Consider the following 23,113-nt stretch of genomic DNA (forward strand, 5'->3'; position numbering starts at 1 on the left):
ATCTGCCGCATACAGATTTAAAAATTCAACCACAGGCATTCGGTACGCTTTACTGATCCTGCATGGCCGTTTGCTGCTGTCGTCTTGATTTCTTTTCGCCAACTCGAGAGTTGGCTGTTATATAGATCGTTGTCATAACCGCAAATAATAACTTTTCCCGAAAGCTGGCCAGCAACAGTGATTAATTGCTGGTGGCCCCATTCATCGATTTCGTGCCGATATGTTTCGCTTCTCATACTCCTTGTTTCATGTAGATAAGGCGGATCAATAAAATGTAAGGTGCTGGTGGTATCATGGTCTTTCATGCACTGAACAGCGTCACGGTTTTCAATTAATACCCCTTGTAATCTATCCACTACAGCGAGTAGGTTTTCTGGTGCCCGAGTCCATATTTTTTGCGCTGTTGCTGAATTTCGTTTAGTGTCTAATCTAAACCCTGTTTTACCTTTCGTTGCACCGGCACTACCAAAACCCATAGTGGCGCGCACAATTGTTTTTCGTGCTCGTTCAATAGGGCAATCTGAAACATCATAAGCACAATTAAACTCAGTGCGTGAATATGGCGTTAATAAGCAAGCATCGATAAGTTTCTCAGCCTGATCTTTATCACGTAGAACGCGAAACAGATTTACTATTTCATCATCCAAATCGTTATAAACTTCAGCTTCAGAACGAGGTTTACGCAAAAGAACCGATGCAGCACCACCAAACGGCTCAACATAGCAACGATGATCTGGAAAGTGTCCAATCACCCAAGGGGCAAGTCGAAACTTGCCACCATGGTAGCGAATGACAGGGTGTTTGATTTTATTCATCACGCCACCTTTCTATATCCAGCTTTATATAAGCGTTCGGCATAAGTTTTTGAATTTGGTAATACGCTGTATGGTGGGTCATCAGATTTAATCATATCCTCATACATCTGTTGAATTTCCTTTTCAGCCATTTCCTTTCGATACAAATCAACCTTTTCTTTAGTTTTATCTATGCATGTAAAACAAAGAACAATATTGTCACCGACAGTAATTAAATGCTCACCGCAATCTTTGCCACAGGCCGTGCAAAGTGTGCGTATTTTAATTGCTGTGTATTTCTGGTTATCACTCATATTCATCCCAGTGAGTCAGTCACTATATTTAGATTTGATGCTTAAGGTTTCTATTTCCTCTTGTTTACCAAGAGCTTGACATGCTAACTTTTCAAAATGGGGATATTCTGAATAATCACTATCACCATAGAGAGTCCAATCACATTCAGTACATTCAACTCCACACCGCCCGTCTGTTTGGTTTGCATTTTTAATTTTGAGCTTAGTTAAACAACCACTTTTCGTTATCTTAAAAGTGACTGTTGCGTCTAAATCGGCCCATGCTCTTATATTGCTGTCACATTCAGGGCATTTATATTTATTAGTCACGGTTTGCCTCACACTATAATTCTGTAAACTGAATTAACTGTTTGTATATAACCATCAGTTAAATAAGTATCGATATTGATAACTCGTGATGTTTGAATAGGATCACCATCTTGAAAGCGTTTTTTCTTATCTGAATAAATGTCACCCCAAGCGCACTCACCACGGATTGTGTTTAATCTTATATCTGCATCGAATTTAGGTATCGTTCCTGTTAGCTGGTTATAGCGATAAATAAACATTGCACGAGCTTGTATCGGTGATAGAGGGATAACAGTAATTAAATCGCTTGCTGGAATACCATCTAAAATTGTCCAGTAGTTATCACCGTCAATTTCTAAATCTCGGCGCTCAGTTGCCAGCATTGTTAAGTCAGCATAATGAACAACATCACTAATGATCCGTGGCAAATCCCATTTATAACAAATGATCTCCTGAACATTTTTTTCTATTACTTTATATTCCGGTAACAGCGCTTTTAATGGACTGGGTAAGTCTTTGCAATAGGCTTCGGATGCATCGTGCAGCAATGCTTCCAGCGCATATTCTGGCGGTACAATTTGACTCACATAAACAGAATGCTGAGCAACAGAATAAAACTGGCTTATTTGACCAGCAAAGCGACATTCATTAGATAAACCTTGAGCGATATCTTCAATATAAATATCATCCATGGTGATATTAATGAAATCAAAATGCTTTCCAGTAAAAGTTGAAATATAAGACATGATTAATACTCCACACAAAATTTAGATAATAAGAGTCCGTCTCTTAATAAAGAGAATTAAAATCCTTGGTGTTGGCTAAATAATTTAAAGTTTGGCTTCTCCGCCAAGTGAATCAATTAATGCTTTTATTAATATATTTAATTCTGAGACCATTAAGAAGAAATCAGCATCAAAGCGTTGGTTATAGTCTTCCATTCCAATATCATCATTAGTTTCTAAAAATGCAGCATCAAATTTAAGCTTAGATAAAATAAAACTATCATCAATACAGAATGTAACTCTATCTTCATAGCCCAGCGATAATTTAGTAACTAATTTACCAGCTTCAATATTCGTTTGAACTTCATCAGAAATTAAGTCTTGTTTTGTATATTTAGCAATTCCACCTTCTTCAAGGATGGCTTTCATTTCTGATTGTTCACCAAAAACAAAGCCTTTCGGTAATTGACCGCTTCTAACCCATTCTGTTAGTATTAATTCAATAGGGTCTTTCATTGTTAGCGGCACTACTGGCAGGGAGCCAAGAGTCTTACGTAGCAGGGCAAAGCAGTCCTCTGCTCGACGAGGTGACGATACTAGCGCAGCAATAAAGCCATCAGTAATATTAATCCACACGTCAAAACGCGTATATTTAGAGAATGCACGAGGCAATAGCTCATGTATAACTTCATCTCTAATTGAGTCACGCTCAGTTTTCTTAAGCCTGCGTCCTTGATCTAACTCTAATTTAGTTACTTTCTTTTGAGTTTGATCTTTAATAACTTGCGCTGGAATTATTTTCTCTTCTTTATAAAGAGAAATAAGCATCTGGTCATTTACTCGATGAGTTAAACACTCAGATTTACCGATCCCTAATGGTGGAATAAAACCAAAACGTTGCATATCAAGTGAGCCGCAAGGTTCATATTTTAAAGGTAATAACTGTTCTTCGAGATTATTAAAATCAATATCACGAGTTAAACGATATATAACTAAGTTTTTAACATTAAAAGTACTCATGTGATAATCCTTGGATATAATTAATCCTGTTTTTCACCACAGAAAGGGCAGTGAGACATTTTTACGTTGGTATCAAGTCGAGTTAAGTTCTTCGCCATTTCACCGTTTTTCTTCTTTGCTCGATAAGCAAATTTGTAATTAAGCATTACAAAAAACTTGCCAGCTGTAAAATCAAGCATTTTATTATCCCAGCCTGTTTCGGTATCAGAAATAACCCCACCTTCAGTTACTTTCAGAGCTAATTTGGAATTTAACTCCTTGGCAACTCTGTTCATACAATCACACATACTTATGTCCTCAATAATTAACTCCACACGATAAATAAGACCACTGACAATAATTAATTAACTTACCTAGTATGAACTGACTATACGCCAGTGGCCTTATGTATTGAGTAAAAAGTGGCGGCTTGTCACCGCCAAAGCGAGCAATGGCAATTAGTTAGTAATTTCGTTCTTTTTCTCTGCTTGTATTTTTAAATAAATTTCTTGCCTATGAACCCCAATATCTTTCGGCGCCTCAATTCCAATTCTAACTTGATTTCCTTTTATTCCGAGAATAGTAATTATAATGTCATCACCGATCATTAATGTTTCTCGTGTTCTACGAGTTAAAGTAAGCATTTAATCCCTCTCTATTACTCCACACAGTTAAAAGGTTGCCTGATTATTTAGCCACATCAGGCGGCTGTGGTATTATTGTTATTCCGCAATAACAATAAGGTTTAAATATGTCTAATTTTGATAGAGACCTACAGTTTCGAATTTTAGAGCTAGCTTTAAGTGACTATCCATGTCAAATAGAGCGAGAAAATATTCCACAAGAGCTCTACGATATTGATAATAAAAAACTATGCGCTAACATTGCTTACCTCCAAGAAGAAGGCTTAATCCAAGGTGGAATTGAAATGTATCTTGATGGCCCTGAAGCTTGCTTAGATTTAATTCAAGCGACTAGGCATACAGTTAACCTTCTAAGCAAAGAAGGTAGCATTTCTGCACCTTTAAAAATCTCCACTGTTAGACTTCATGACGATACACTAACGGCGATACGAGAATTCATTAATCAAAATATTACCGACCCAGAAGAAAAGAAATGGTACTTGCAGCGTTTAGAAGCGCTTCCTGCTGACGCCACAAAACACATCGTGCTTGAAATACTGGGTAAGGGGCTGAATCAGATCCCGAACGCAGTTCAGTGACTGCAAACAATGCTCCATTCTTAACGGGGTCATCCTCGTTATATAGCTTTGTAAACTTAATCCAACCGACAGTCGGGTGAAGTTCTAGCCAAAAATCTTCATGATTGTCGCTTGATAGCGTTAATGCATTCTCGTGGAAAACAATCGAGTAGACACTGATCGTCTTCGGCTCGCCAGTTGTTCCGCTCATACCTAATACCCCACACATTATTCAATTAAGCACTAATAGTAACCGCACACATATCCATGCACTCTGCAATTTCTTCGTCGAGCTTTTCGAGTTCGGCTTGCTTGTTATCACGGTCAGTCTGTAGCCGCTTAAGCTGATTAATTAGTTTAGCCTTTGCTAGGATCCACTCGCGCACATCATCCTGCGACATTGGTACGCTGAAAGTTACGATTGGTTCGTTTGAATTGGTTTGCATAATCTGACCTCATTAATGAAAGTTGTTATTAATTGTTTTTTCCCAAACATCTTTAAGTTGTAATTTAGTTGTATTTAATGTTCTTGTCAACAACTTTATGTTGTTTGATTTAATTTAAAGAAAATTAAAGGATATACAAATAAATAGGAGAAACTATGAACATCAACCCGGCTTTCAACTACAAAAGAAATCGAGACAAGTTATTTGCTAACCTGATTTCGATTATTGATGGCGTTTTGTCCGATTGTGAACTTTCAGATTCTGAGATTTTATATATCACGACATGGCTTTCCGATTCTGAAGTGATTTCTAGCAATCCATTTGTAATGCTTTTACAGGAGAGGATATCAAGGGTTTTAGAGGATGGAGTGATAACTGCCGAAGAAAGGCAAGAGATAAAGCAGACGCTATTAGATGTGCAGCGGGCTATAATGGACATGCCTAATATCGATTTGTACTCTAAAGAGTCAGATATTAATCTGCTGAATGGGCTCTGCAAAGGGATCGTTGCAGACAAGGATTTAAGCATAGATGAAATTAACTACTTAGATTGGTGGTTAACTCAAAATGGGATGTTGAAAAGAAATTATCCCGGAAAGCATTTATATCAATTAGTTAAAACAATCAAGGAAGATGGAGTTATAGATCAAAATGAAAGCGATTTACTATATAAAGCTTTGGTTGACTTTTCAGGTACTGATTTAAATACTGGGATTGTTGATGGTCTATCATGTCAATTACCATGTGACGATATTGATTCCCTAGATCTATACGGAGCGTCTTTTTGCCTAACAGGAAACTTTGTTTTAGGCAAAAGGTCTATCGTATCAAAAATGATAGAGGATGCTGGAGGCTCCGTTACTGATAGGGTGACCCAGTCTACAGATTACTTAGTAATAGGAGGGTTATCCTCACGAGACTGGCGATATTCAACACACGGAAGAAAAATAGAAAAAGCTATTGATGATAGAGATAGCGGTAAGTCCAGTGTGAAAATTACGACTGAAGATATCTTAATGAAATACTTACCAGCTTCTTGATGACCAAAAAACCCTGCCAATTACATGAACTCTGACGACAGACTCACTTCTAGGTACCTGTTCGTCAGGGTACTCATCTTTATTAAAGCTCCGTATGATAAGCCCGCCGTCGGGTCTATATACGAGGATTTTTACACGCAACAGCACCCCATCCCTTATAGCGTAAAGATCACCATCTTTAATTTTTTTATTGCTAATATCAATAGCTACTAGATCACCGCCATTTAGTACAGGGTAAAGGCTATTGCCTACTATTTTAACGATTCTAGCGTTGCTAGCACTAACGCCGTATTTACGTAGCTCATCCCTACGGAATGGATATGTGTACTCTTCCGATTCAACGACTTCAGCATTAGCTCCGCAGCCAGCGGCAAGTTCAATATCTAGCACAGGTATATCCACAAAATCAGCATCACTATATACAGAAACATCCTCCCATTCTTTTACTTCAAAGTCGGTCTTCTTTCCATTTTCGTCGCGAACACCAAATTGAAGCCAATGAGCGGAAACATTTACAGCCTTAGCAATGTCAGCAATTCTCCTAGGAGCGTTAGTTTGGCCTGATTCGATTTTTTGTATTGATTGCTGGCTAACACCAACTTTCTCAGCAAGATCTGCTTGGCTCATTCCCGCTTTTATTCTTGCCTCTAACAACCTTTTAGCTATCGACATTATATTCCCTCCCTCGTATTTGTATTTTACAACTTTAAGTGTTGAAGTTTCCAACATCTAAAAGTTGTCAAAGTTGTTATTCTGGATTAATATAAAGTTGTTAATAACAACTTAGGGGGAGTTATGGTGCACGTAACCAATGAATCATGCATTACTGGATTGCAGGCTGCAATAAATGCAGCTGGTGGACAAACGCAGTTAGCAAAGCGTATTAGCGAGCTTCTAAATAAACCAGTAAAGCAACAACAAATATGGAATTGGCTCAACAGAAATAAAAGAGTTCCCGCCGATAAAGTGCTTGTTGTCGAGCAAGCGTCAGGTATTTCAAGAAGTAAATTACGCCCTGATTTATATCCATAACAATTAAAAGTTGTTATCAAATTTATCAGAGGAAAGTCGCTAAGTTAACTACAAGAATAACAACGGAATTGTAGATATGTGCAAACAAACACTAAAAGAAGTTGTGAAAGAGATGTGCAGAGCATACCCCGGTGGGCGTTCCGCAATGTCGGGGGCTTTGGGTATTTCTGAAACAACTTTTAACAATAAGTTGTACGAGAAAAATGGCTGCCGCTTCTTTGAGCACGATGAGCTTGAAGCTATGGAAGAGTTATCTGGCACTCAATTGCTGGTGGCCTATCACATGGAGCGACACTCAATTGTACCGGCAACAAAAATAGAGCCTGAAAATTTAGACACGGTTGAATTATTTGATATCCGAATGAAGCTAGGTGCCATGCAGGGGGCTTTATCTGTACTTATCCAAGATAGTATTGCTGACGGTATTTTAACTGATGATGAAATTAAGGCAATCAACAGAAAACTTGAGAAGGTTTGTGCTTATGCGTGGGGATTTGTTAATTCATTGCCAGCTGTTTATGGGGTGAAAAAATGATGAGCATAGCTAGAAAGGGTGACGCTCAGGATATGCGGTCCCGAGCGTCGAGTGCTAACAACTTTTTGTGTGGAGTAATTAGCATGAGTAGTTTAGCGCACTTAAGCCACAAAAAGCAATTTCGTTGTTTACCTGTTGGTAAGCATGGTGCGTTTCAATATGTAGAGATCATAACGTCAACTGATGAGTTTGGAAACTACCAAATAGCTGAGCAATTGGTAGATAGCAAAGAGTTAAAAACAAGCTGGGCTGATTTCTATTATCAAAGCGGGAGTGAGGTCAATGAGCAATGAAGATGCAAATAATCTCAATCGCATTTACCTGGATAAGCGCGGTGTTCGTGTTCGTGTCATACGTTATGACCGAGTCAAACAGTGGGTCATATTCTTGCGTGACGGTTATGAACATGAATGCTTCGCCCCTTTGTACAAATTTAAAGCCGAATTCACAAGGGTGATGGAATGAGCAGCTTGTTACTACTTAAAACACGCCCACAAATTGTTATACCTGAATTGGCGGTACGCTTAGGCTTGAATGAGGCTTTATTGCTTCAGCAAGTTCAATATTGGCTATCTGAAACCTCGTCAGGTGTTGATCATGACGGTAGGCGCTGGGTTTATAACACCATTGAAGAATGGCGTGAACAATTCCCGTATTTTTCTGAATCTACAATTAAGCGTGCATTTAACAATTTAAAAAAACTGGGCGTATTAAATATTGAGCAAATTAATAAACGTACTCATGACCGTACAAATTATTACTCTATAAATTATGAGCATGCGTTGCTATCCGATGAGGTCAAATTGAACTCATCGAACAGTTCAGCCGAAGCCTCTCGAACAGGTCAAAATGACCTTATCGATAAGCGCAAAATGAAACGTTCGAACGGTACCAAAATGACCTCATCGAACGGGTCAAATTGCCCTGATCTTACAGAGAGTACTACAGAGAATACACAAGAGATTACAACAGAGAGTAACTCTTTTGGTCAGGCTCATGCTGAGCCCGACCAAGCACAAATTGTTTTAAATCATTTTAACAAGGTCACTAATTCAAGTTATCGAGATGGTAAAACTACCATGGGCCATATCAGAGCCCGTCTAGCTGAAAATTACACCTCAGATGATTTGATTTTGGTGACTGATTACATTACAGCCAAGTGGCTGAATGATTCAAAAATGAGTGATTACCTGCGACCAAAAACACTATTCAGCCCTGAGAACTGCATGGAGTATTTCGAAAAGGCTCAGAAATGGCATGAGGCAGGGCGTCCTGCATGTGTTAACGGGAAATGGCTTAAGCCTGGTGAAGTGGTTGTTCATGTAGATACGGTTGCGCGTGACGAAGCATTCACGCGGATCATCGGGTCACGTTCAAAGCCGCAAGGCCGTATCGAAGAAATAGCCGCTGCACTGGCTGGGAAAACAGGTATTCGCACGATGAAAGAATTCCAAGGCCGTCAAACGTGGATCAGCATCTGGAAGCAAGCAACAGAACAAGCAGCGCGGGAGGCAACAGCATGATGCACAGTGAATCTAAAGAAATTTATGGCGTTAACGTATTCGGTTCTGTTGCGATGTTGCACCAGTTACGGCGTTGGTGGGTAATCAGCAAGCTTAGAAGGCGCTGTAAAAGAGATAGAAAATTACTGGTATTTCTTCGCAAGCGTGGAATGCATTTATCTACGGCATCTGTAGAGGCTGATATTCGTTATAAGCGGATTCGATTACTTTTTAAAGACTACCAGCAGCGAGGTGCTATCTAATGGCTGTTTATTCAAGCAATACCGCACCTGAAGATAAAGATTGTTGGCAAACACCTCAGTGGCTATTTGAGGCTTTAACACTTGAATTTGGTTTCTGGTTAGATGCTGCGGCAAATGAACAAAACGCCCTGTGTCCATACTTCCTAACCATAGAGCAGGATGCATTACAAAATGATTGGGTAAGTCGTGGCGCAATATGGTGTAACCCGCCTTACAGCAAAATAAAACCATGGATCGCTAAAGCTGCGGAGCAATGCACAAAGCAAAACCAGCCAATAGTGATGTTATTGCCAGCGGATAAATCAACATCCTGGTACTCATTGGCACTAAAAAGTGTTGATGAAATCAGAACAATCATTGATGGCCGTATTAATTTTGTTGATCCCAACACAGGTGAAGAAAAAAAGGGTAACAGCAAAGGCTCAATTCTTCTTATCTGGCGTCCATTTGTAGAGCCAAGAGCTATTGGTACCCACGTTTCAAAAAATCGCCTGATGGAGATTGGTAAAGCGATTTTAGGAGCAGATGTATGAGACTTATTGGTGAAAGTATTTATTTGCGTAACCTTGCAGTGATCATGGCATTTAAAGATAAAAGCCCATTTACAGTTGATGACATGCATAGGCTAACGAAATTAAACCGCTGTGAATGTCAAGAATCCATTAGGCTCTTGCTACCACTAGGAGCCATACAACGGGTCAGCAAGTGTAATGACACAAGGGGTGTTTCTGTTTATCACTATCACGTGGCTCCTAATGCGGAGAGTCTGCTAAATAGTGTAAGAAGATCAGTTAGAAAAGCGTCTGCTCAAAAAGTAACGAAAAAAAAGGTGAAACACAATCCGAAAAAGCCAAGCAATGATGAACCCTGTGGCTACAAGGTCGTTAAAAAGGCGAATGTGTCTGGAATGGGATGGTCATATCTGAACCATTTGGATCAATTACTAGCAGGGGTGAGAGCATGAGTTACATAAAAGATACTCAGTTAATATTTTGGCTAATAGTCTTTGTTGGATGGAGCCAAGTCTCTTTTGAATTAGTTTATTTCCCTGTTTGCGTCGTTATTGCTGCATTCTTTGTTTATGTGTTTATACCTGTTGCAATTTATGGTCCTAAATTAATTAAAAAACGGATGGTAAAAAAAGAAGGGGGTAACGATGCCTAGATCTTTAAGCTTCACGTTACCTTTTCCTCCCAGTGTCAATGCTTGCTGGCGAACTGTTCGCGGCACTATGATCATTAGTGAAAAGGGGCGCAAGTTCCGCGCTAATGCAATAGCGGCGGTATATGAACAATTAAGAAAAAAGCCAACCGCAATAGTGGGTGATGTTTCAGTTATTGTGAAAATGTACCCGCCCACACGACATAGAAGAGGCATTGATAACTACCTGAAGGCTCCATTTGATGCTTTAACACATGCAAACGTATGGAAAGATGATGATCAGGTCAAACATGTTGATATGAGATGGTGCGAAGTCGTAAAGGGTGGACGTTTTGAAATCACAATAAATCACTATAACAGGGAGGCTGCATGATAAATAGCTGGATCCTCACCGCTGTTCCTGTTCCTGATCTCGGCGTAGTGATGTTTAAGCCCGGCGTTAATCAGTTGGGCGATTTTAAAGGTTTAATGCAAATAACACCCGCTACGAAGGAATTTAACAAATCAGGGAAAATCACGCACAAGCAAGTTTTACTCGATGATAAGCGTTTAATTCCTTTTTTTGATAATAGCGAAGTGCTTACTAAAGCTGGTGGAATTGAGGCATTAAAAGGTCGTCTTAAGCAGAGCGTTAATTACTGTCAAATTCATGACGAGAATGATGGTTATCATCACCATGAACTAACAATAACGAAGATCGGTAATCATTATGTTCGTACATGTTGGTCACATGACAATCAATTACGTGAAAATCCTGCGCTTTATAATGCGTCATCAATAGCGAAGGATAATTACTATCAAAATATGTTGTGGGCAGTCAGTGAAGGCCTGTGTTATTCGAAAGATACCCAGCTATCACTAGGCGACTTGTTCACATGGACTGTTCAGTATCAAATTTCGCATTTATTACCCGATGAAATATTAAAGCGGTTGCTGGGCGTTAGTGCTCCACCTCTTCACGATGGCCCAACATTCACACCTCAAAGCGTGGCGATGGAAAAAGCTAAACTGGCGCTTAAAGTAGACCCCGATCCACCAGCGCTGTATTTAAAAAATCCTAAACGACATCGATGGGAAAATAAAAACCTACTTCAAATTATTAAAAAGCTGCCATGCTGCGCTTGCGGTAACCCTGCTGATGATGCACATCACATCGTCGGATATGGCCTGAGCGGTATGGGTACAAAAGCCCACGACTGGTATGTAATTCCCTTGTGTCGAGGTCATCATGACGAACTACATCGGGATCCGGTCAAGTGGGAACAGAAGTACGGCTATCAATTAGATTTTCATCGTCAGTGCTTTGACCGCCTTTTCGGTCTTGGTGTGTTTGGTTAATGCGTTGTGCGGAGCGCGGGAGAAAGTTTTATATGCCAATTTATGCGCATGATTTGGAGTATTTAAGTGATAGGGCATGGGAAGCAACATCAAATTTTAGAGTGGCCACGAAAGGTCAACTTGCAGCATTTGAAGACTTCGGATTAACAGATGCAAAGACAACGCCAAGAATTAAAAAACGGGATTTAGAGTTAAATGGTCGCCTTGTTTGCCGTGATACGGATCCAGTTTATGCATTAGAAACTCGCTGTCGCCGAACTCCAAAGCCAATGATAGAGCATGAGGATTTTTTACTGTGTTCGTGGCGTAGGGCTATCAATGCGCTAAGTGAAGAACAGCACTCATGGATAATGTATTGCTATGGGTATAGCTTGAAATTTGAGCATCAAGTTAATATTAGTGTCCATATATGGTCTGAATTTGAAAAACAGCTTAAAGGCAAGAAGGTAACCAAAAAGGTCAAAGAGAGATTAAGATCATTGGTTTGGTTATCTGTTCAGGTTTGCACTGGTCGTGATTATTTACAAACTGACCTAGCGCGGCTGGTGGGTGTTGAACGTGACAATTGGAGTAAAAATTATCAAGAATATTGGGATAGCATGCTTCAAATATGTTATGACTTAGATAAGTTCGCATTACTTTCTATGGGGAGATTGCGAACAGAGCAAATTAATAAAAATAAGTACTATAACTTGCAAAAGTCAACAAAATGAGTCATATTTAAGGCTAATTTGATATGTTGCCCAAGTTGTATATAACCTCGCTAGCCGAGGTTTTTTTACGCCCAAACTAAACATAAGACTTGCTGTTACGTTTGGTCAGAGTTACATGTGTAGTTATGCACAATAACTGAACAAGCAGAGACTTGAAAAAGCAAATACCATCCCTATATAGGAGATACACCGCATTTCACTCACTTGTGGCGTCCCATACTAGGTAAACTTGGATTGCGGTGTAGACCCGTCAGCCATGGCGGGTTTTTTATTATACGCATTTGCATTATCAGGGCTGTAGTCTATATTAATAGAGCTAATCTAATAAAAGTAAATGAACTCATTTGTTTGCCCGTCGATAGTGCTGTGCTATTTGCGGGCTTTTTTGCTTTCTGGAGGTTTGTATGCCTGATGAATTTGAAGGCTTTGACGAGCATCCTGATTTTTAATTCCTCCTAATTCGAGGGAGTAACTTATTGATATTGTTCCGATGCCGGATTTCCGACAACGACAATTCAACTTGTAAGTAATCCTTACAAGTTCAACTATCCGGAATTTCCGGATAGTTTCTTCTAGCTACTGTGAGTAATTAGCTATGGTGCAATATTTGATAAATAAAACTCATTTGTATTCAAGTTAATAAAGTCTTTTTGGGGAAGATAGATTCGTCCATTATCATGAATGATGAATTTATATCTATATTCCATTTCATCTTTGAATTTTGATGGTTTATAAAAGTCCATATTTGCTATTAAATCAATAAACTCCTCATATGATGGAAGGTTGTTTTGGGTTATATGTAGCACTCGGTCGATGTATTTTATTGGTCGATGTTCGAGGTTAACTGAAAAACCGAATTCAGACAGTGATCCATTCCTAGCGGGAAAGAAGTTAAAATCAGCTAATTTTAACTGCTCAAGCATTAATTGGGCCGTTTTAATACCGAATTGTTCAATCTTATCATTTGATATTTTCCAGTGGTCATTATAGCCACTAAAAGATTGCGGTTTCACTGGGTTCATTGAACAACAAAAGATATAACTATCAAGCCCAGAACGCTCTATAGTTACTTTTGCTGATTTAAATTTAACTTCGTGAGCCATCACATGATCGATTTCAACCTTATCAATATGCATGGAAAATGATCCGTTGAAGCGAGGTATCGGTTCTGAAGTATCCCCAAATCCAATCATCGACTGGAAAAATAAGTTTGCAATTTTTGTTGGAAGGATTATCCCATCAGAAAAATCAATTTGAATGGTGAAAGTGCCTTCTTTTTCATCTCGCAGTGAATCATTTTCAATTTTTCTAAAATGGTGAAGAGCTCCGAGACGCAACGTTGAGCCTGACATTACATTGTATTTTTTATCGCAGTATTTAAACAATTCCATTTCTAATCCTACTTTAGAATAAAGAGATATCATTTCATATGATAATAAAAGTTCAAGTATTACCAATGAAATGTTAGATAAGTAAGCCAGATAGCCTCAATATATTAGCCTAACTTACTTATTTGCAGTAAATTTACATGGCTGATATTCAGCTTAAAATTACTGCATGAGGTATATATGAAAGATGGGATTTACTACGTTACTTTTCGAAGTAACATGCAAGATTTTGGGAATGGAACGGTAGTCGTTCGAAATCATGAAGTTAATGGCGGCGATTTTGTGTATTCATACAAAGGTCGAGTATTAGCAAATGATGTTATTTTGCAATTAGAGCAACATGACAAGTCAGTAACCTCTGTATTTGGTGATATTGGCAATTTTACCCTTGGCTTATTTACATTAACCACTCCTACTGGCTACATACTGAGAGGTGGCGTTCAGGGGATGCCAGAAACTATGATTGAAGTTGAAGCAAAGTTTATCGGGGATTTATATTAAGGCATCTCGATAAATGACAAGGTCACTTAGGTGGCCTTTTTTATTGGAGATAATATGAAAAATATATTTATTAATCTATGTATTAAATTGTCTGGTAAGACTAAAGAACAGTTAAATTTAGCCTGGTCATTTCATTACTTTTTAACCCGCTCAAAATACAAAGCCTATTGGCGAGCTGTATTTCATTAACTTATCGAAAACCTCATGCAGAGAAATCGATAGTTGCGCATAAGGCGGAGTTGCGCCCGTCACTTATTCAGTTCTAGCTACTATTGCTGGTGGCTTTCTATTAACTAAGAGAAACACAAATGAGCACATCATTAGGTATCACCCTCGGTGCTGCTGGCGGTGGCGCTATGGGCGGTCTCCTTGTGGGTGCCGACTATGGTGTAGTTCTTGGGGCGATTATTGGTGCCTCAGCTTCCGTTATTGCATCAAAAGACAATAACCGGCGAAAAATCTTACATTTCATTCTTGCACTTGGTGCAGGGATATTAATCGCTAAAGAAGCTTCAGATGTTATTGCACAGATATGGAATTGGGATATTAGCCCTAAGATAACGGCGATTGCTATTTCAGCATTACTGATCCCCGTTCTCGTCTTAATGGCAAACAAGGATAATTTGAGAAAGCTATTTAGCCGGATCATGACATCGGTAGATAAGAACTTCAGCACCATCACTCAAGCGATAAAAGACTGGCGTAATAAAGGAGGATCCTAATGGAAAACCTTCTCTTATTTGGTAATGACATCATTAGCTGGTGTAAACAGAATCCACTCGGTGCTACTGACATACTGTTTATGACAGGCTCAGCAGTCACTGTGTTTCTTTGTCGCTATAAAAAGTTTCGTGATTCTATTGTGGGCACAGCGTTATTTATTTGCTGGATCTACAAAGTTTATGAAACAACCGTCGGTGACCGAGTATCAGCCCCATCGGATGTTTTATTTAACGGGGTTATGTTTCTGGTGATCTTCTCGGCGGGTGGAAACATCATGTCAGTTGTTGTTATCCGTCATTTCTTCGAAAAGCTTAAATCACTCTGGCTGCTTATTAAGCGGCCTTTTTCGTCCTTAAAGGTGAAGTAATGAGTAAATTTAATTTTAGCAAACGTAGTGAAGAGAACTTGCGCGGCGTTCATCCTGATTTAGTGAAAGTGATACGTCGAGCACTTGAGTTAACCGATATTGATTTTATGGTCATCGAAGGCAAGCGAACTGAAGCTCGACAACGCCAATTGGTAAAAAATGGAGCTAGTCAGACCATGAATAGCCGGCACTTAACTGGACATGCTGTAGATTGCGCTCCGTTAGTTGGTCGCGAAATACCTTGGAATGATTGGTCTAAGTTTAAATTAGTTGCTGATGCAATGCTTCAAGCGGCAAAGGAGCTAGGAGTTGATGTTGAATGGGGCGGTAACTGGACAAGTTTTAAAGATGGCCCTCACTTCCAGCTTTCACGCAAGTCATACCCATGAACATGTTAACCAAAGCATTAATGGCCGCTTGTGCCATTTTGCTATTTTGGCTTATTTGGGTTGTGAATGATTACGACAAATTGAGTGATAAGTTTGATAAAAAATCAAATGAGCTTGCCGCCAATCAATTCATATTGTCCACTGTTTTAGAGCTCTCGGTAACGTTTAATGAAATCTCACGAAATAATATCAAAGAACGGGATAGGGCAACCGTGGCTTCTGAGCAAGTTAAAACCATTATCAAAACTGTTCTTGTGGATAATGGGTGCGCTCCCCTTAATGCTCCTCGTGATGCTACTATCGAGTTGCACAAACACACAGAAAGAATACGTTCAAACGCCATCAGTACCTATTCCAGCCCACTTACTCAATGATTGTTTACCTGAATATATCCCTCAAAAATTCACTTGGGGTGATTCGTTATTGCTGAATGAGTCACTGCTAACGGTGATCGAGCAATGCAATTTAGATAAAAAAGCTATTCGAGAGATTGAGGCGGCTAGAAATAATTCAACATTACATTAGAGCGGAGTAACAAGAATGAACAAATCATTAGGACAAAAACTGGTTGGCATTAGCTTTAATCCATCATCATTATCAACAGTCGATGAAGCCATGCGTCGCATTATGGATGCTCAAATGTGGGCAGTGAAGGCAATTACGTGGAAGGATTAGGCGTGGAATTAATTGATTATGATAGGACAAAAAAATTGCCTTAATTGCGAGGGCTACTAAGGCAATGATGAGCTTATAACTGTTCTTGTAATTAAATGAATCCTTCAAGGAAGAGTCACTTTCACTTGGAGTTAGCGAATAATATTTTATAAAGAATTATTAATCAATTGATAGGTTGTAACTAAATACGGAAAAGAGTATACAAATTTGATTTGTTATTCAAAGAAGATGAACTATCACCAGAGACAGCAGAACGGTATTAATTTTATTTAATTCTACAAATGCTATTCATTGAGTAGCATTGATAGAGTTTTATATTGAGCGAATAGTTTCAAGTCTCAAAATTTACGGGGTTTTAATAACTAACCTCGAAAACAGTTAGAATAATATTCCAAATAGCCATCAGTTAACCGCTGGTGGCTTTTTCATTTATGGAGACAGTCATGTCAGATAAAAAAGAAATAGCCACCCTATCTATAAAGATATCAGTCGATAGCACAGACTTAGATAAGCTGGAAGAACAGCTAAAACGCATTAAAGAGTTGATGGTTAGTGTAGGATTGAAGCAGCCAGCAAGTGTTGGCTTTAGTGCTGATAAGTTCTTTATTGTAAGCGGTCAAGTGTTTATTAATGAAACGTTAGTTACAAGCGGAACAATCACAAGCGCAAAAGTACAAGGCCCTGCAATAGATGATGCACTGCGACAAGCAGCGGAAAAAGGCGCAATAGAGGGGGCAGAGCAAACGCTGCTTAAGGTGACCACCGGTGTTAATTATGACCGTGAACAGTTATCTTCGGTGGCTAAGCTCGATGATACAGATCGCGAGATAAAAGAAACCGGTGCCACTGGAATACTAGATAGAATAAGCGAAACCCTTCATAACAGTGGCAACAAAGCAGTTATCGCTGCGCTGGATAAGGTTATTGATATAAATCCACCCGTTAGTCGTGAAGAACTTAAAAAGCACAAGCAGTATGTCGAGGTAGGCCTTGATGAGATGCAATCTCAATTGATAGGTTTCCAGCATACATTAGTCGCAAGCGAGCAATCAACAGCGCAGCACCTGTCTGGTCTACAGCGTCAAATTACCCAGCTAAATAAGCAGCTTGAAGATGCGCGATGTAAAGAAAGCATCAATAACATGTCTATCATCAGCTTAAAGCAAACTATGGAGCAGCAAGAGAAATCGCTAGCGGAAACCATCAAGCGGATGATTGCAGAGGATCTTTGTCGCGGTGGTACTTTGTCTCGCATGCTATGAATAACGAAATATTAGCTAGGCCATATCCACCACATGAATTTCTCGAAGATCTTTCTCCGTACATAAAAATAATGCCCGCCCCTGAAATTAATGCATGGGTACAGCAACATTTACTCGATGATAACGGCGATATTCATAACCCTGATCATACGCATTTAATTGATGCGGATATTTGTTTTATGTGGGCCTCAAACTCATTTAGCAAGAAAGGTCGGTATGTGTTAGGTCAATGTGAAGAAGTCATGATGCGTGCTGGTGGCTGGCAGAAAGCCAGAATGGAACAACAAATGTATGAATGGTTTGATCGCATACCTAAGTTTGTTATCACATTAGCTGCTGATTACTGCGCTCAATGTTCGGATGCCGAGTTTTGTGCATTGATTGAGCATGAGCTTTACCACATTGCACAAGATATTGATGAATTCGGTGCACCTAAGTTTACGCAAGAAGGAATGCCTAAATTGAAATTAAGAGGGCATGACGTAGAAGAGTTTGTCGGCGTTGTTCGTCGATATGGCGCTAGTGAAGAGGTTCAAGCAATCATTGATGCCGCAAGCGAAAAGCCGGAGGTGGCAAGGTTGAATATATCCAGAGCATGCGGAACCTGTTTAATGAAACTGGCATAAATTTTTGACTAGTTTTGACAGGTATTGATTATGGCAGCATTAAAATCAGAGGTTAAAATTTATATTATTCAATCCCTTGCTTGCTATGATTCCCCCTCTCAGGTGGTGGAGTCCGTCAAAAATGAATTTGGGTTAAAAGTTAGCCGCCAGCAAGTGGAGTCTCATGACCCGACTAAATCAAGTGGACGAAAATTAGCACAGCGCTGGGTTGATTTATTTAATGAAACGCGTGAACGGTTTCAGAATGAAATATCTGACATTCCTATTGCCAATAAAGCTTATCGTTTAAGGATGCTAGACCGAATGGCCTCTAAAGCTGAAGGGATGCGTAATTTTGCATTAACGGCTCAATTAGCGGAGCAAGCTGCAAAAGAGTGCGGGGATGTTTATACCAATAGGCACAAGGTAGAGCAGAAAACGGAACTCAATCACAACATCATGCTGGTTTCATCTTGTGACAATGTAGATAACTGGGAGAAAGCAGCACAGCAGCAACAAGGCGAGGTACTCGGTGGATGAAATACAATGTAGTCTGGAAACCTTTGCCCGGCTCTCAATCGTTATCCCTGAGTTGCCCCTGTAATGAAATACTGTATGAAGGTACGCGAGGCCCCGGCAAGACAGCGGCACAACTTGCACGTTTTAGGCGCAACGTTGGCGTGGGTTATGGCTCATTTTGGCGCGGTGTTATATTCGATACGGAATACAAAAACCTTGGTGACATCATCACGCAATCAAAACGTATGTATCGACTGTTTAAAGACGGCGCTCGCTTTTTAGCATCAGCCTCGGAATTACGTTGGGTATGGCCAACTGGTGAAGAGTTGCTATTTCGTTTTGGTAAAGAAGCGGATGATTATTGGGATTACCATGGGCAAGAGTTCCCCTTTATTGGCTTTAACGAATTAACCAAACAAAAATCAGCCGATTTTTATGAGGCAATGTTTTCTTGTCGCCGTTCATCATTTAGGCCTGAAGATTATCCGCTTGAGAACGGCTTGCTGTTAAAGCCGATCCCCTTAGAAACATTTAGTACTACAAACCCGTTTGGTATTGGTCATACGTGGGTGAAAAAGCGCTTTATCGAACCAAAGCCACGAGGAACCGTTATTCGGGAAACACAAAAAGTGTTTAACCCACAAACTGAGCGTGAAGAAGAAATCACATTAACTCGCGTCGCTATCCATGGTTCATTTAAAGAAAATCCGTACTTAGACCCTCAATACATCGCGACACTCATGAGCATTAAAGATCCAAACCGTAAAAAGGCGTGGGTGGAAGGCTCTTGGGATGTGACGAGTGGCGGACGGTTTGACCATCTTTGGAATGCGACACACCATGTGATTAAGCCGTTTCGAATACCTGACGGCTGGATTGTTGATCGTTCCCATGACTGGGGAGAGTCGAAACCGTTTTCCAATTTGTGGTGGGCACAATCGGATGGTTCAGAGGCGACATTATCGGATGGACGTAAATTTTGTCCACCAGCCGGATCTTTAATCTTAATCGGTGAATGGTACGGTTGTCCCCCTGATGAGCTTAACAAAGGTCTGAACATGTCATCCACCAACGTGGCTAAAGGTATTAAGTGGATTGATCAGCGCTTGGCAGGGCTGGACTCTGCTATTCCGCAAGAAATAGTCAAAGATGGCCTAACTCAGGGGCAAATGAACATCATGCCCAATATCTGTAAAAAGGTGATTAAAGGCCCTGCAGATAATTCGATTTACACACCAAATGATGATGAGGACTCCATTGCACAGAAAATGGAAGCTCAAGGTGTCGAATGGATGAAAGCGAATAAAAACCCCGGCTCCCGTATCAATGGAGCATCACTTTTTGCCGACATGCTTGAGGCGGTGATTGAAGGTAAAAAAACAGAAACGGGTATGCCGGAAAAGCCCGCTTTTTATGTGTTTGATTATTGTCGAGGCTGGATCAGTCGTGTGCCTGTTTTAGTTCGAGATAGCAAAAACCCTGATGATGTGGATACCGAGCAAGAAGATCATGATTGGGATAGTACACGTTATCGCGTTCTTCATAAGCCAGTTCGACCAGCCTTTGGTATTAATTTAGGAACCACTTTCTGATGAGTATAAACACTGTTGATTTTACTCGCCCTGAATACAAAGCAGCGGCACCTCAATGGAAGCTAGTCCGTGATGTGTGTCGAGGTGGTGAGGATATAAACACCTATTTGCCTGAGCTTATTGAACAAGATGATGCTCGCAAAAAGAAACGCAATAAGGACTATCAAGACCGCGCGGTGTTTTACCCAATAACAGGTAACACCCGTAACGGTATGATAGGGATGGCGTTTAAAAAGGATCCGCTCGTTGCAGTCACCGACAAGCTCGCTTGCTTAAAAGACGATGCAGATGGCGCGGGCTCAAGCATTTATCAACTGGCTCAATCCTCACTTGAATCGGTGTTGGAAGTGGGGCGTCACGGCCTGTATGTGGATTACAACAGCGATTCTAAATTGCCGTACATTTTCCAATACCAAGCTGAAGATATCATTAATTGGCGTACAGCGCGGATTAATGGTCGAACAATGTTAACGCTGGTGGTATTGCGTGAAACTGTTGAAGAAGAGGATGGATTTGGTTTTAAGGATGCGGTTCAATACCGCGTATTGGCCATGGAAGACGGTCATTTCATTTGCCGTGTTTATCGCAAGGCAGCAGGGCAAAGCGTATTTCAAATCGATTCTGAGTATATGCCTGAGCGTGCAGGCAATGGCGCATGGGATGAAATCCCGTTTACGTTTATTGGTGCTCAGAATAATGATCACACGATAGATGAAGCGCCATTACTGGGGCTTGCGAAGATTAACCTAGGCCACTATCGAAACTCGGCAGATTATGAGGACTCTGTTTTCTTCTGCGGTCAAGTTCAACCCTATATTGCAGGGCTAGATGTAGAGTGGCGTGATTATTTGGAAAAGAACGGCATGCTGGTGGGCTCCCGCTCACCTTTTTTGCTACCTAAAAACAGTACCTGTGGTTATATACAGGCACAACCCAATATACTAGCCAAAGAGGCGATGGACAGTAAGCGTGATTACATGGTTGCGTTGGGTGCTCAATTGGTTTCTGCGGATAGTAAGGTCAAAACGGTTATTCAGTCTGTCGGTGAACAGAATGCCCAAACCTCCATTCTCAGTATCTGCTGCTCAAACGTGTCTGAAGCACTGAGTAAAGCCTTAACGTGGTGCGCCGAATATTTAGGACTTGATACGACGGATATTTCATTTGAAATTAACAAAGACCTCGTTAATCACATTGCAGATAGTGCGATGATCCGCGAAATAGTATCGGCATGGCAATCCAGCGCAATACGCAAGTATGATTTAGTTCGTAGTTTGCAAAAATACGATGTTATCGACCCTGCTGATGATGTTGAGGTGGTAGTGGATGAACTGAATAGCCAGCAGCCCACAATGGTAGGTGAAATGTGAAATCGGTGAATATGCAGTTAATGGATGAGTTGATTGCGCACTCGCTCTTTTCTGGTCGCTATTCCACCAGCGTCGCTAAACGCATGGTCACGGTATTGAATGATTTTGACGCCGAGCTCACGGCCACATTAATTACCGCACTGGATGATGCAGATATTGATATTAATAGCTTTACGGTTAGGCGATTAGAATCATTACTGTCCAGCGTCGAACGAATCAATCGGCAAGCGGTAGATCGTGCGTTTGCGTTCTTGTCGGATGAAATGAAGGCGTATGCTTTTCATGAAGTCAGTTTTTATCCTTCCTTGTTTAATGCGCTGTTGCCAGATGCCGTATTGCGCCATTACCCCTTCATGGGGATCAGCGAGGAGGTGTTATACGCTTCAGCGATGTCTCGACCTTTCCAAGGCAAGTTATTGTCTGAGTGGGCATCAGGGTTAGAAAAAGACCGTATGACCCGTATCAGCAATACCGTGCGTAATGGTTATCTCAATGGGGATAGCGCTGTTCAAATTGGGCGGAAAATTCGAGGGCATGTCAAGCAAGGCTATAACGATGGCGCATTACAGATGAGCCGTGCGAATGCTACCACGTTAGCCAAAACGGCGATCAATCATGTGCAAGCCACCGCACGAGAGCACTTGGTGGATGCCAATAAAGACATTATTGATTGCAAGCAGTGGCTTTCGACGCTGGATAACAAGACCTCTCATGATTGCATTGTGCGTGACAGGCTGAAATACACCTTAAACGGTCACCCAATAGGGCATAAAGTGCCCTATAAACGCGGCCCCGGCAAAATCCATTGGGGATGCCGCTCAACCGAAACACTCATTCTTAAATCGTGGCGTGATTTAGGCATTGATGCGGATGAAATGGATGAAGGGACACGTGCGTCAATGGATGGGCAAGTTCCCGCTAAAACGACGTATTTAGAGTGGATCCAAAGGCAGCCCGAATGGCGACAGCGACAAGTATTTGGTGAAGTACGGTTTAGGTTAATGAAAGAGGGTGGCATGGCCCCTTCTGAGTTTTATACCGATAAAGGCGAATTTATTCTGTTATCCGAATTAAAGGAGCTGGATGAACGCGCATTTAAAGAGGCGGGTTATGACTAATGCAAAAGCACTGAAAATGGAAGCTGAAAGGCGAATAAGTGAGGCAATAGGTAGGGAATTAAGAGAACTGTATAAATCAACAGGTCTTCAATTTAGTGGTATTGATATCCATCAACCAAAGTTGCTAGGCAATGAAATGGCGGTGGATCCCGTTGTTTTACTCAAGCTGATTTAAAACTGCGTAGCATAAAAACAAAAGGTCACTTAGGTGGCCTTTTTTAATACCTAAATTCAGCTTAGGGCTGAGTTATTA

Annotated in this window: 37 protein-coding genes and 1 pseudogene; 28 read left to right on the top strand and 10 right to left on the bottom strand. The window is 40.5% G+C overall.

The annotated features are described in order from the left end of the window. Positions 1–17: 17 nt before the first annotated feature. The 7 genes and pseudogenes from AC3Z9T_RS10470 to csrA all read right to left on the bottom strand — a co-directional run bounded on the left by AC3Z9T_RS10470 (position 18) and on the right by csrA (position 3,764). Entirely contained in the window at positions 18–815 is a 798-nt protein-coding gene (locus AC3Z9T_RS10470) for a DNA adenine methylase (RefSeq protein WP_490126102.1), read from the bottom strand. Continuing rightward, positions 815–1,108: a hypothetical protein gene (locus AC3Z9T_RS10475; protein ID WP_490126103.1), complete on the bottom strand. Its 294-nt coding sequence runs from the start codon at positions 1,106–1,108 to the stop codon at positions 815–817. Before AC3Z9T_RS10475 ends, AC3Z9T_RS10470 begins: the two co-directional genes overlap by 1 nt. A gap of 15 nt (positions 1,109–1,123) precedes the next feature. Further along, a complete protein-coding gene (locus tag AC3Z9T_RS10480; protein ID WP_490126104.1) occupies positions 1,124–1,417 on the bottom strand; it encodes a hypothetical protein in 294 nt (97 codons plus the stop codon). A 212-nt stretch (positions 1,418–1,629) separates the two neighbouring features. Next, a pseudogene (locus tag AC3Z9T_RS10485) lies at positions 1,630–2,142 on the bottom strand (hypothetical protein); the annotation flags it as partial. Between the two features lie 84 nt (positions 2,143–2,226). After that, a complete protein-coding gene (rdgC, locus tag AC3Z9T_RS10490; RefSeq protein WP_490126105.1) occupies positions 2,227–3,141 on the bottom strand; it encodes a recombination-associated protein RdgC in 915 nt (304 codons plus the stop codon). A 20-nt stretch (positions 3,142–3,161) separates the two neighbouring features. Next, positions 3,162–3,416, bottom strand: coding sequence for a hypothetical protein (locus AC3Z9T_RS10495; RefSeq protein WP_283125285.1), 255 nt, complete (start codon positions 3,414–3,416; stop codon positions 3,162–3,164). Positions 3,417–3,578: 162 nt separating this feature from the next. Beyond that, positions 3,579–3,764, bottom strand: coding sequence for a carbon storage regulator CsrA (gene csrA, locus AC3Z9T_RS10500; protein ID WP_490126106.1), 186 nt, complete (start codon positions 3,762–3,764; stop codon positions 3,579–3,581). A 107-nt stretch (positions 3,765–3,871) separates the two neighbouring features. On the opposite strand from csrA, the gene AC3Z9T_RS10505 reads away from it, so the two are divergent. Next, a complete protein-coding gene (locus AC3Z9T_RS10505) occupies positions 3,872–4,342 on the top strand; it encodes a hypothetical protein (RefSeq protein WP_490126107.1) in 471 nt (156 codons plus the stop codon). Positions 4,343–4,557: 215 nt separating this feature from the next. On the opposite strand, the gene AC3Z9T_RS10510 is transcribed toward AC3Z9T_RS10505, so the two are convergent. Beyond that, positions 4,558–4,767 (bottom strand): hypothetical protein, encoded by a 210-nt coding sequence (locus AC3Z9T_RS10510; protein ID WP_490126108.1) that lies wholly within the window; start codon positions 4,765–4,767, stop codon positions 4,558–4,560. Positions 4,768–4,922: 155 nt separating this feature from the next. Between AC3Z9T_RS10510 and AC3Z9T_RS10515 the strand changes: the two genes are divergently transcribed. Further along, a complete protein-coding gene (locus AC3Z9T_RS10515; RefSeq protein ID WP_369113701.1) occupies positions 4,923–5,807 on the top strand; it encodes a BRCT domain-containing protein in 885 nt (294 codons plus the stop codon). Here the strand turns inward: AC3Z9T_RS10515 and AC3Z9T_RS10520 are convergent. Continuing rightward, positions 5,793–6,482 (bottom strand): XRE family transcriptional regulator, encoded by a 690-nt coding sequence (locus AC3Z9T_RS10520; protein ID WP_272682228.1) that lies wholly within the window; start codon positions 6,480–6,482, stop codon positions 5,793–5,795. The genes AC3Z9T_RS10515 and AC3Z9T_RS10520 overlap by 15 nt on opposite strands. A 120-nt stretch (positions 6,483–6,602) precedes the next feature. Between AC3Z9T_RS10520 and AC3Z9T_RS10525 the strand changes: the two genes are divergently transcribed. The 12 genes from AC3Z9T_RS10525 to AC3Z9T_RS10580 all read left to right on the top strand — a co-directional run bounded on the left by AC3Z9T_RS10525 (position 6,603) and on the right by AC3Z9T_RS10580 (position 12,351). After that, positions 6,603–6,839 (top strand): transcriptional regulator, encoded by a 237-nt coding sequence (locus tag AC3Z9T_RS10525; RefSeq protein ID WP_096865218.1) that lies wholly within the window; start codon positions 6,603–6,605, stop codon positions 6,837–6,839. A 76-nt stretch (positions 6,840–6,915) separates the two neighbouring features. Beyond that, positions 6,916–7,374, top strand: coding sequence for a YmfL family putative regulatory protein (locus tag AC3Z9T_RS10530; RefSeq protein ID WP_490126109.1), 459 nt, complete (start codon positions 6,916–6,918; stop codon positions 7,372–7,374). A gap of 83 nt (positions 7,375–7,457) precedes the next feature. After that, entirely contained in the window at positions 7,458–7,667 is a 210-nt protein-coding gene (locus AC3Z9T_RS10535; RefSeq protein WP_349490326.1) for a hypothetical protein, read from the top strand. Beyond that, positions 7,657–7,839, top strand: a complete 183-nt coding sequence (locus AC3Z9T_RS10540; RefSeq protein ID WP_140186704.1) for a DUF4222 domain-containing protein — start codon at positions 7,657–7,659, stop codon at positions 7,837–7,839. The genes AC3Z9T_RS10535 and AC3Z9T_RS10540 overlap by 11 nt, the downstream gene beginning before the upstream one ends. After that, the gene (locus AC3Z9T_RS10545) at positions 7,836–8,897 is read left to right on the top strand and encodes a conserved phage C-terminal domain-containing protein (protein ID WP_490126110.1); all 1,062 of its coding nucleotides are present in this window, start codon (positions 7,836–7,838) and stop codon (positions 8,895–8,897) included. Before AC3Z9T_RS10540 ends, AC3Z9T_RS10545 begins: the two co-directional genes overlap by 4 nt. Further along, complete coding sequence (locus AC3Z9T_RS10550) at positions 8,894–9,139, top strand: hypothetical protein (RefSeq protein ID WP_369119106.1); 246 nt, start codon at positions 8,894–8,896, stop codon at positions 9,137–9,139. The genes AC3Z9T_RS10545 and AC3Z9T_RS10550 overlap by 4 nt, the downstream gene beginning before the upstream one ends. After that, positions 9,139–9,672, top strand: a complete 534-nt coding sequence (locus AC3Z9T_RS10555; RefSeq protein ID WP_490126111.1) for a phage N-6-adenine-methyltransferase — start codon at positions 9,139–9,141, stop codon at positions 9,670–9,672. The genes AC3Z9T_RS10550 and AC3Z9T_RS10555 overlap by 1 nt, the downstream gene beginning before the upstream one ends. Continuing rightward, positions 9,669–10,103, top strand: coding sequence for a hypothetical protein (locus AC3Z9T_RS10560; protein ID WP_490126112.1), 435 nt, complete (start codon positions 9,669–9,671; stop codon positions 10,101–10,103). Before AC3Z9T_RS10555 ends, AC3Z9T_RS10560 begins: the two co-directional genes overlap by 4 nt. Then, positions 10,100–10,303, top strand: a complete 204-nt coding sequence (locus tag AC3Z9T_RS10565) for a hypothetical protein (protein ID WP_318705874.1) — start codon at positions 10,100–10,102, stop codon at positions 10,301–10,303. Before AC3Z9T_RS10560 ends, AC3Z9T_RS10565 begins: the two co-directional genes overlap by 4 nt. Beyond that, a complete protein-coding gene (locus AC3Z9T_RS10570; RefSeq protein WP_490126113.1) occupies positions 10,296–10,673 on the top strand; it encodes a RusA family crossover junction endodeoxyribonuclease in 378 nt (125 codons plus the stop codon). Before AC3Z9T_RS10565 ends, AC3Z9T_RS10570 begins: the two co-directional genes overlap by 8 nt. Continuing rightward, positions 10,670–11,638 carry a DUF968 domain-containing protein gene (locus AC3Z9T_RS10575; protein WP_490126114.1) on the top strand — a complete coding sequence of 323 codons (969 nt, stop codon included), beginning with the start codon at positions 10,670–10,672 and terminating at the stop codon, positions 11,636–11,638. The genes AC3Z9T_RS10570 and AC3Z9T_RS10575 overlap by 4 nt, the downstream gene beginning before the upstream one ends. Before the next feature lie 32 nt (positions 11,639–11,670). Then, a complete protein-coding gene (locus AC3Z9T_RS10580) occupies positions 11,671–12,351 on the top strand; it encodes a bacteriophage antitermination protein Q (protein WP_369516008.1) in 681 nt (226 codons plus the stop codon). A 593-nt stretch (positions 12,352–12,944) separates the two neighbouring features. Here the strand turns inward: AC3Z9T_RS10580 and AC3Z9T_RS10585 are convergent. After that, positions 12,945–13,742: a hypothetical protein gene (locus AC3Z9T_RS10585; RefSeq protein WP_474333168.1), complete on the bottom strand. Its 798-nt coding sequence runs from the start codon at positions 13,740–13,742 to the stop codon at positions 12,945–12,947. A 177-nt stretch (positions 13,743–13,919) separates the two neighbouring features. On the opposite strand from AC3Z9T_RS10585, the gene AC3Z9T_RS10590 reads away from it, so the two are divergent. The 14 genes from AC3Z9T_RS10590 to AC3Z9T_RS10655 all read left to right on the top strand — a co-directional run bounded on the left by AC3Z9T_RS10590 (position 13,920) and on the right by AC3Z9T_RS10655 (position 23,035). After that, positions 13,920–14,240 carry a GrlR family regulatory protein gene (locus AC3Z9T_RS10590; protein ID WP_163861255.1) on the top strand — a complete coding sequence of 107 codons (321 nt, stop codon included), beginning with the start codon at positions 13,920–13,922 and terminating at the stop codon, positions 14,238–14,240. Positions 14,241–14,548: 308 nt separating this feature from the next. Beyond that, positions 14,549–14,962, top strand: coding sequence for a putative holin (locus AC3Z9T_RS10595; RefSeq protein ID WP_349493470.1), 414 nt, complete (start codon positions 14,549–14,551; stop codon positions 14,960–14,962). Then, a complete protein-coding gene (locus tag AC3Z9T_RS10600; protein WP_490126115.1) occupies positions 14,962–15,330 on the top strand; it encodes a hypothetical protein in 369 nt (122 codons plus the stop codon). Before AC3Z9T_RS10595 ends, AC3Z9T_RS10600 begins: the two co-directional genes overlap by 1 nt. Then, complete coding sequence (locus AC3Z9T_RS10605; protein ID WP_490126116.1) at positions 15,330–15,719, top strand: M15 family metallopeptidase; 390 nt, start codon at positions 15,330–15,332, stop codon at positions 15,717–15,719. The genes AC3Z9T_RS10600 and AC3Z9T_RS10605 overlap by 1 nt, the downstream gene beginning before the upstream one ends. Next, complete coding sequence (locus AC3Z9T_RS10610) at positions 15,716–16,093, top strand: hypothetical protein (RefSeq protein ID WP_490126285.1); 378 nt, start codon at positions 15,716–15,718, stop codon at positions 16,091–16,093. Before AC3Z9T_RS10605 ends, AC3Z9T_RS10610 begins: the two co-directional genes overlap by 4 nt. Further along, entirely contained in the window at positions 16,011–16,244 is a 234-nt protein-coding gene (lysC, locus tag AC3Z9T_RS10615; RefSeq protein WP_490126272.1) for an Rz1-like lysis system protein LysC, read from the top strand. The genes AC3Z9T_RS10610 and lysC overlap by 83 nt, the downstream gene beginning before the upstream one ends. Before the next feature lie 15 nt (positions 16,245–16,259). After that, complete coding sequence (locus AC3Z9T_RS10620) at positions 16,260–16,394, top strand: hypothetical protein (RefSeq protein WP_490126117.1); 135 nt, start codon at positions 16,260–16,262, stop codon at positions 16,392–16,394. Positions 16,395–16,825: 431 nt separating this feature from the next. Next, positions 16,826–17,656, top strand: coding sequence for a hypothetical protein (locus tag AC3Z9T_RS10625; protein WP_490126118.1), 831 nt, complete (start codon positions 16,826–16,828; stop codon positions 17,654–17,656). After that, on the top strand, positions 17,653–18,282 hold the full coding sequence (locus AC3Z9T_RS10630) for a putative metallopeptidase (protein ID WP_490126119.1): 630 nt from the start codon (positions 17,653–17,655) through the stop codon (positions 18,280–18,282). Before AC3Z9T_RS10625 ends, AC3Z9T_RS10630 begins: the two co-directional genes overlap by 4 nt. A gap of 30 nt (positions 18,283–18,312) precedes the next feature. Next, complete coding sequence (locus AC3Z9T_RS10635) at positions 18,313–18,801, top strand: DUF2280 domain-containing protein (protein ID WP_369476004.1); 489 nt, start codon at positions 18,313–18,315, stop codon at positions 18,799–18,801. Beyond that, positions 18,798–20,372 carry a terminase gene (locus tag AC3Z9T_RS10640; protein ID WP_369476003.1) on the top strand — a complete coding sequence of 525 codons (1,575 nt, stop codon included), beginning with the start codon at positions 18,798–18,800 and terminating at the stop codon, positions 20,370–20,372. Before AC3Z9T_RS10635 ends, AC3Z9T_RS10640 begins: the two co-directional genes overlap by 4 nt. Beyond that, on the top strand, positions 20,372–21,742 hold the full coding sequence (locus AC3Z9T_RS10645) for a DUF4055 domain-containing protein (RefSeq protein WP_490126120.1): 1,371 nt from the start codon (positions 20,372–20,374) through the stop codon (positions 21,740–21,742). Before AC3Z9T_RS10640 ends, AC3Z9T_RS10645 begins: the two co-directional genes overlap by 1 nt. Further along, complete coding sequence (locus AC3Z9T_RS10650; RefSeq protein WP_490126121.1) at positions 21,739–22,860, top strand: structural protein; 1,122 nt, start codon at positions 21,739–21,741, stop codon at positions 22,858–22,860. The genes AC3Z9T_RS10645 and AC3Z9T_RS10650 overlap by 4 nt, the downstream gene beginning before the upstream one ends. After that, entirely contained in the window at positions 22,853–23,035 is a 183-nt protein-coding gene (locus tag AC3Z9T_RS10655; protein WP_490126122.1) for a hypothetical protein, read from the top strand. The genes AC3Z9T_RS10650 and AC3Z9T_RS10655 overlap by 8 nt, the downstream gene beginning before the upstream one ends. The last annotated feature ends 78 nt before the right edge of the window (positions 23,036–23,113 follow it).

It is taken from the genome of Providencia sp. 6390 (assembly GCF_058148425.1).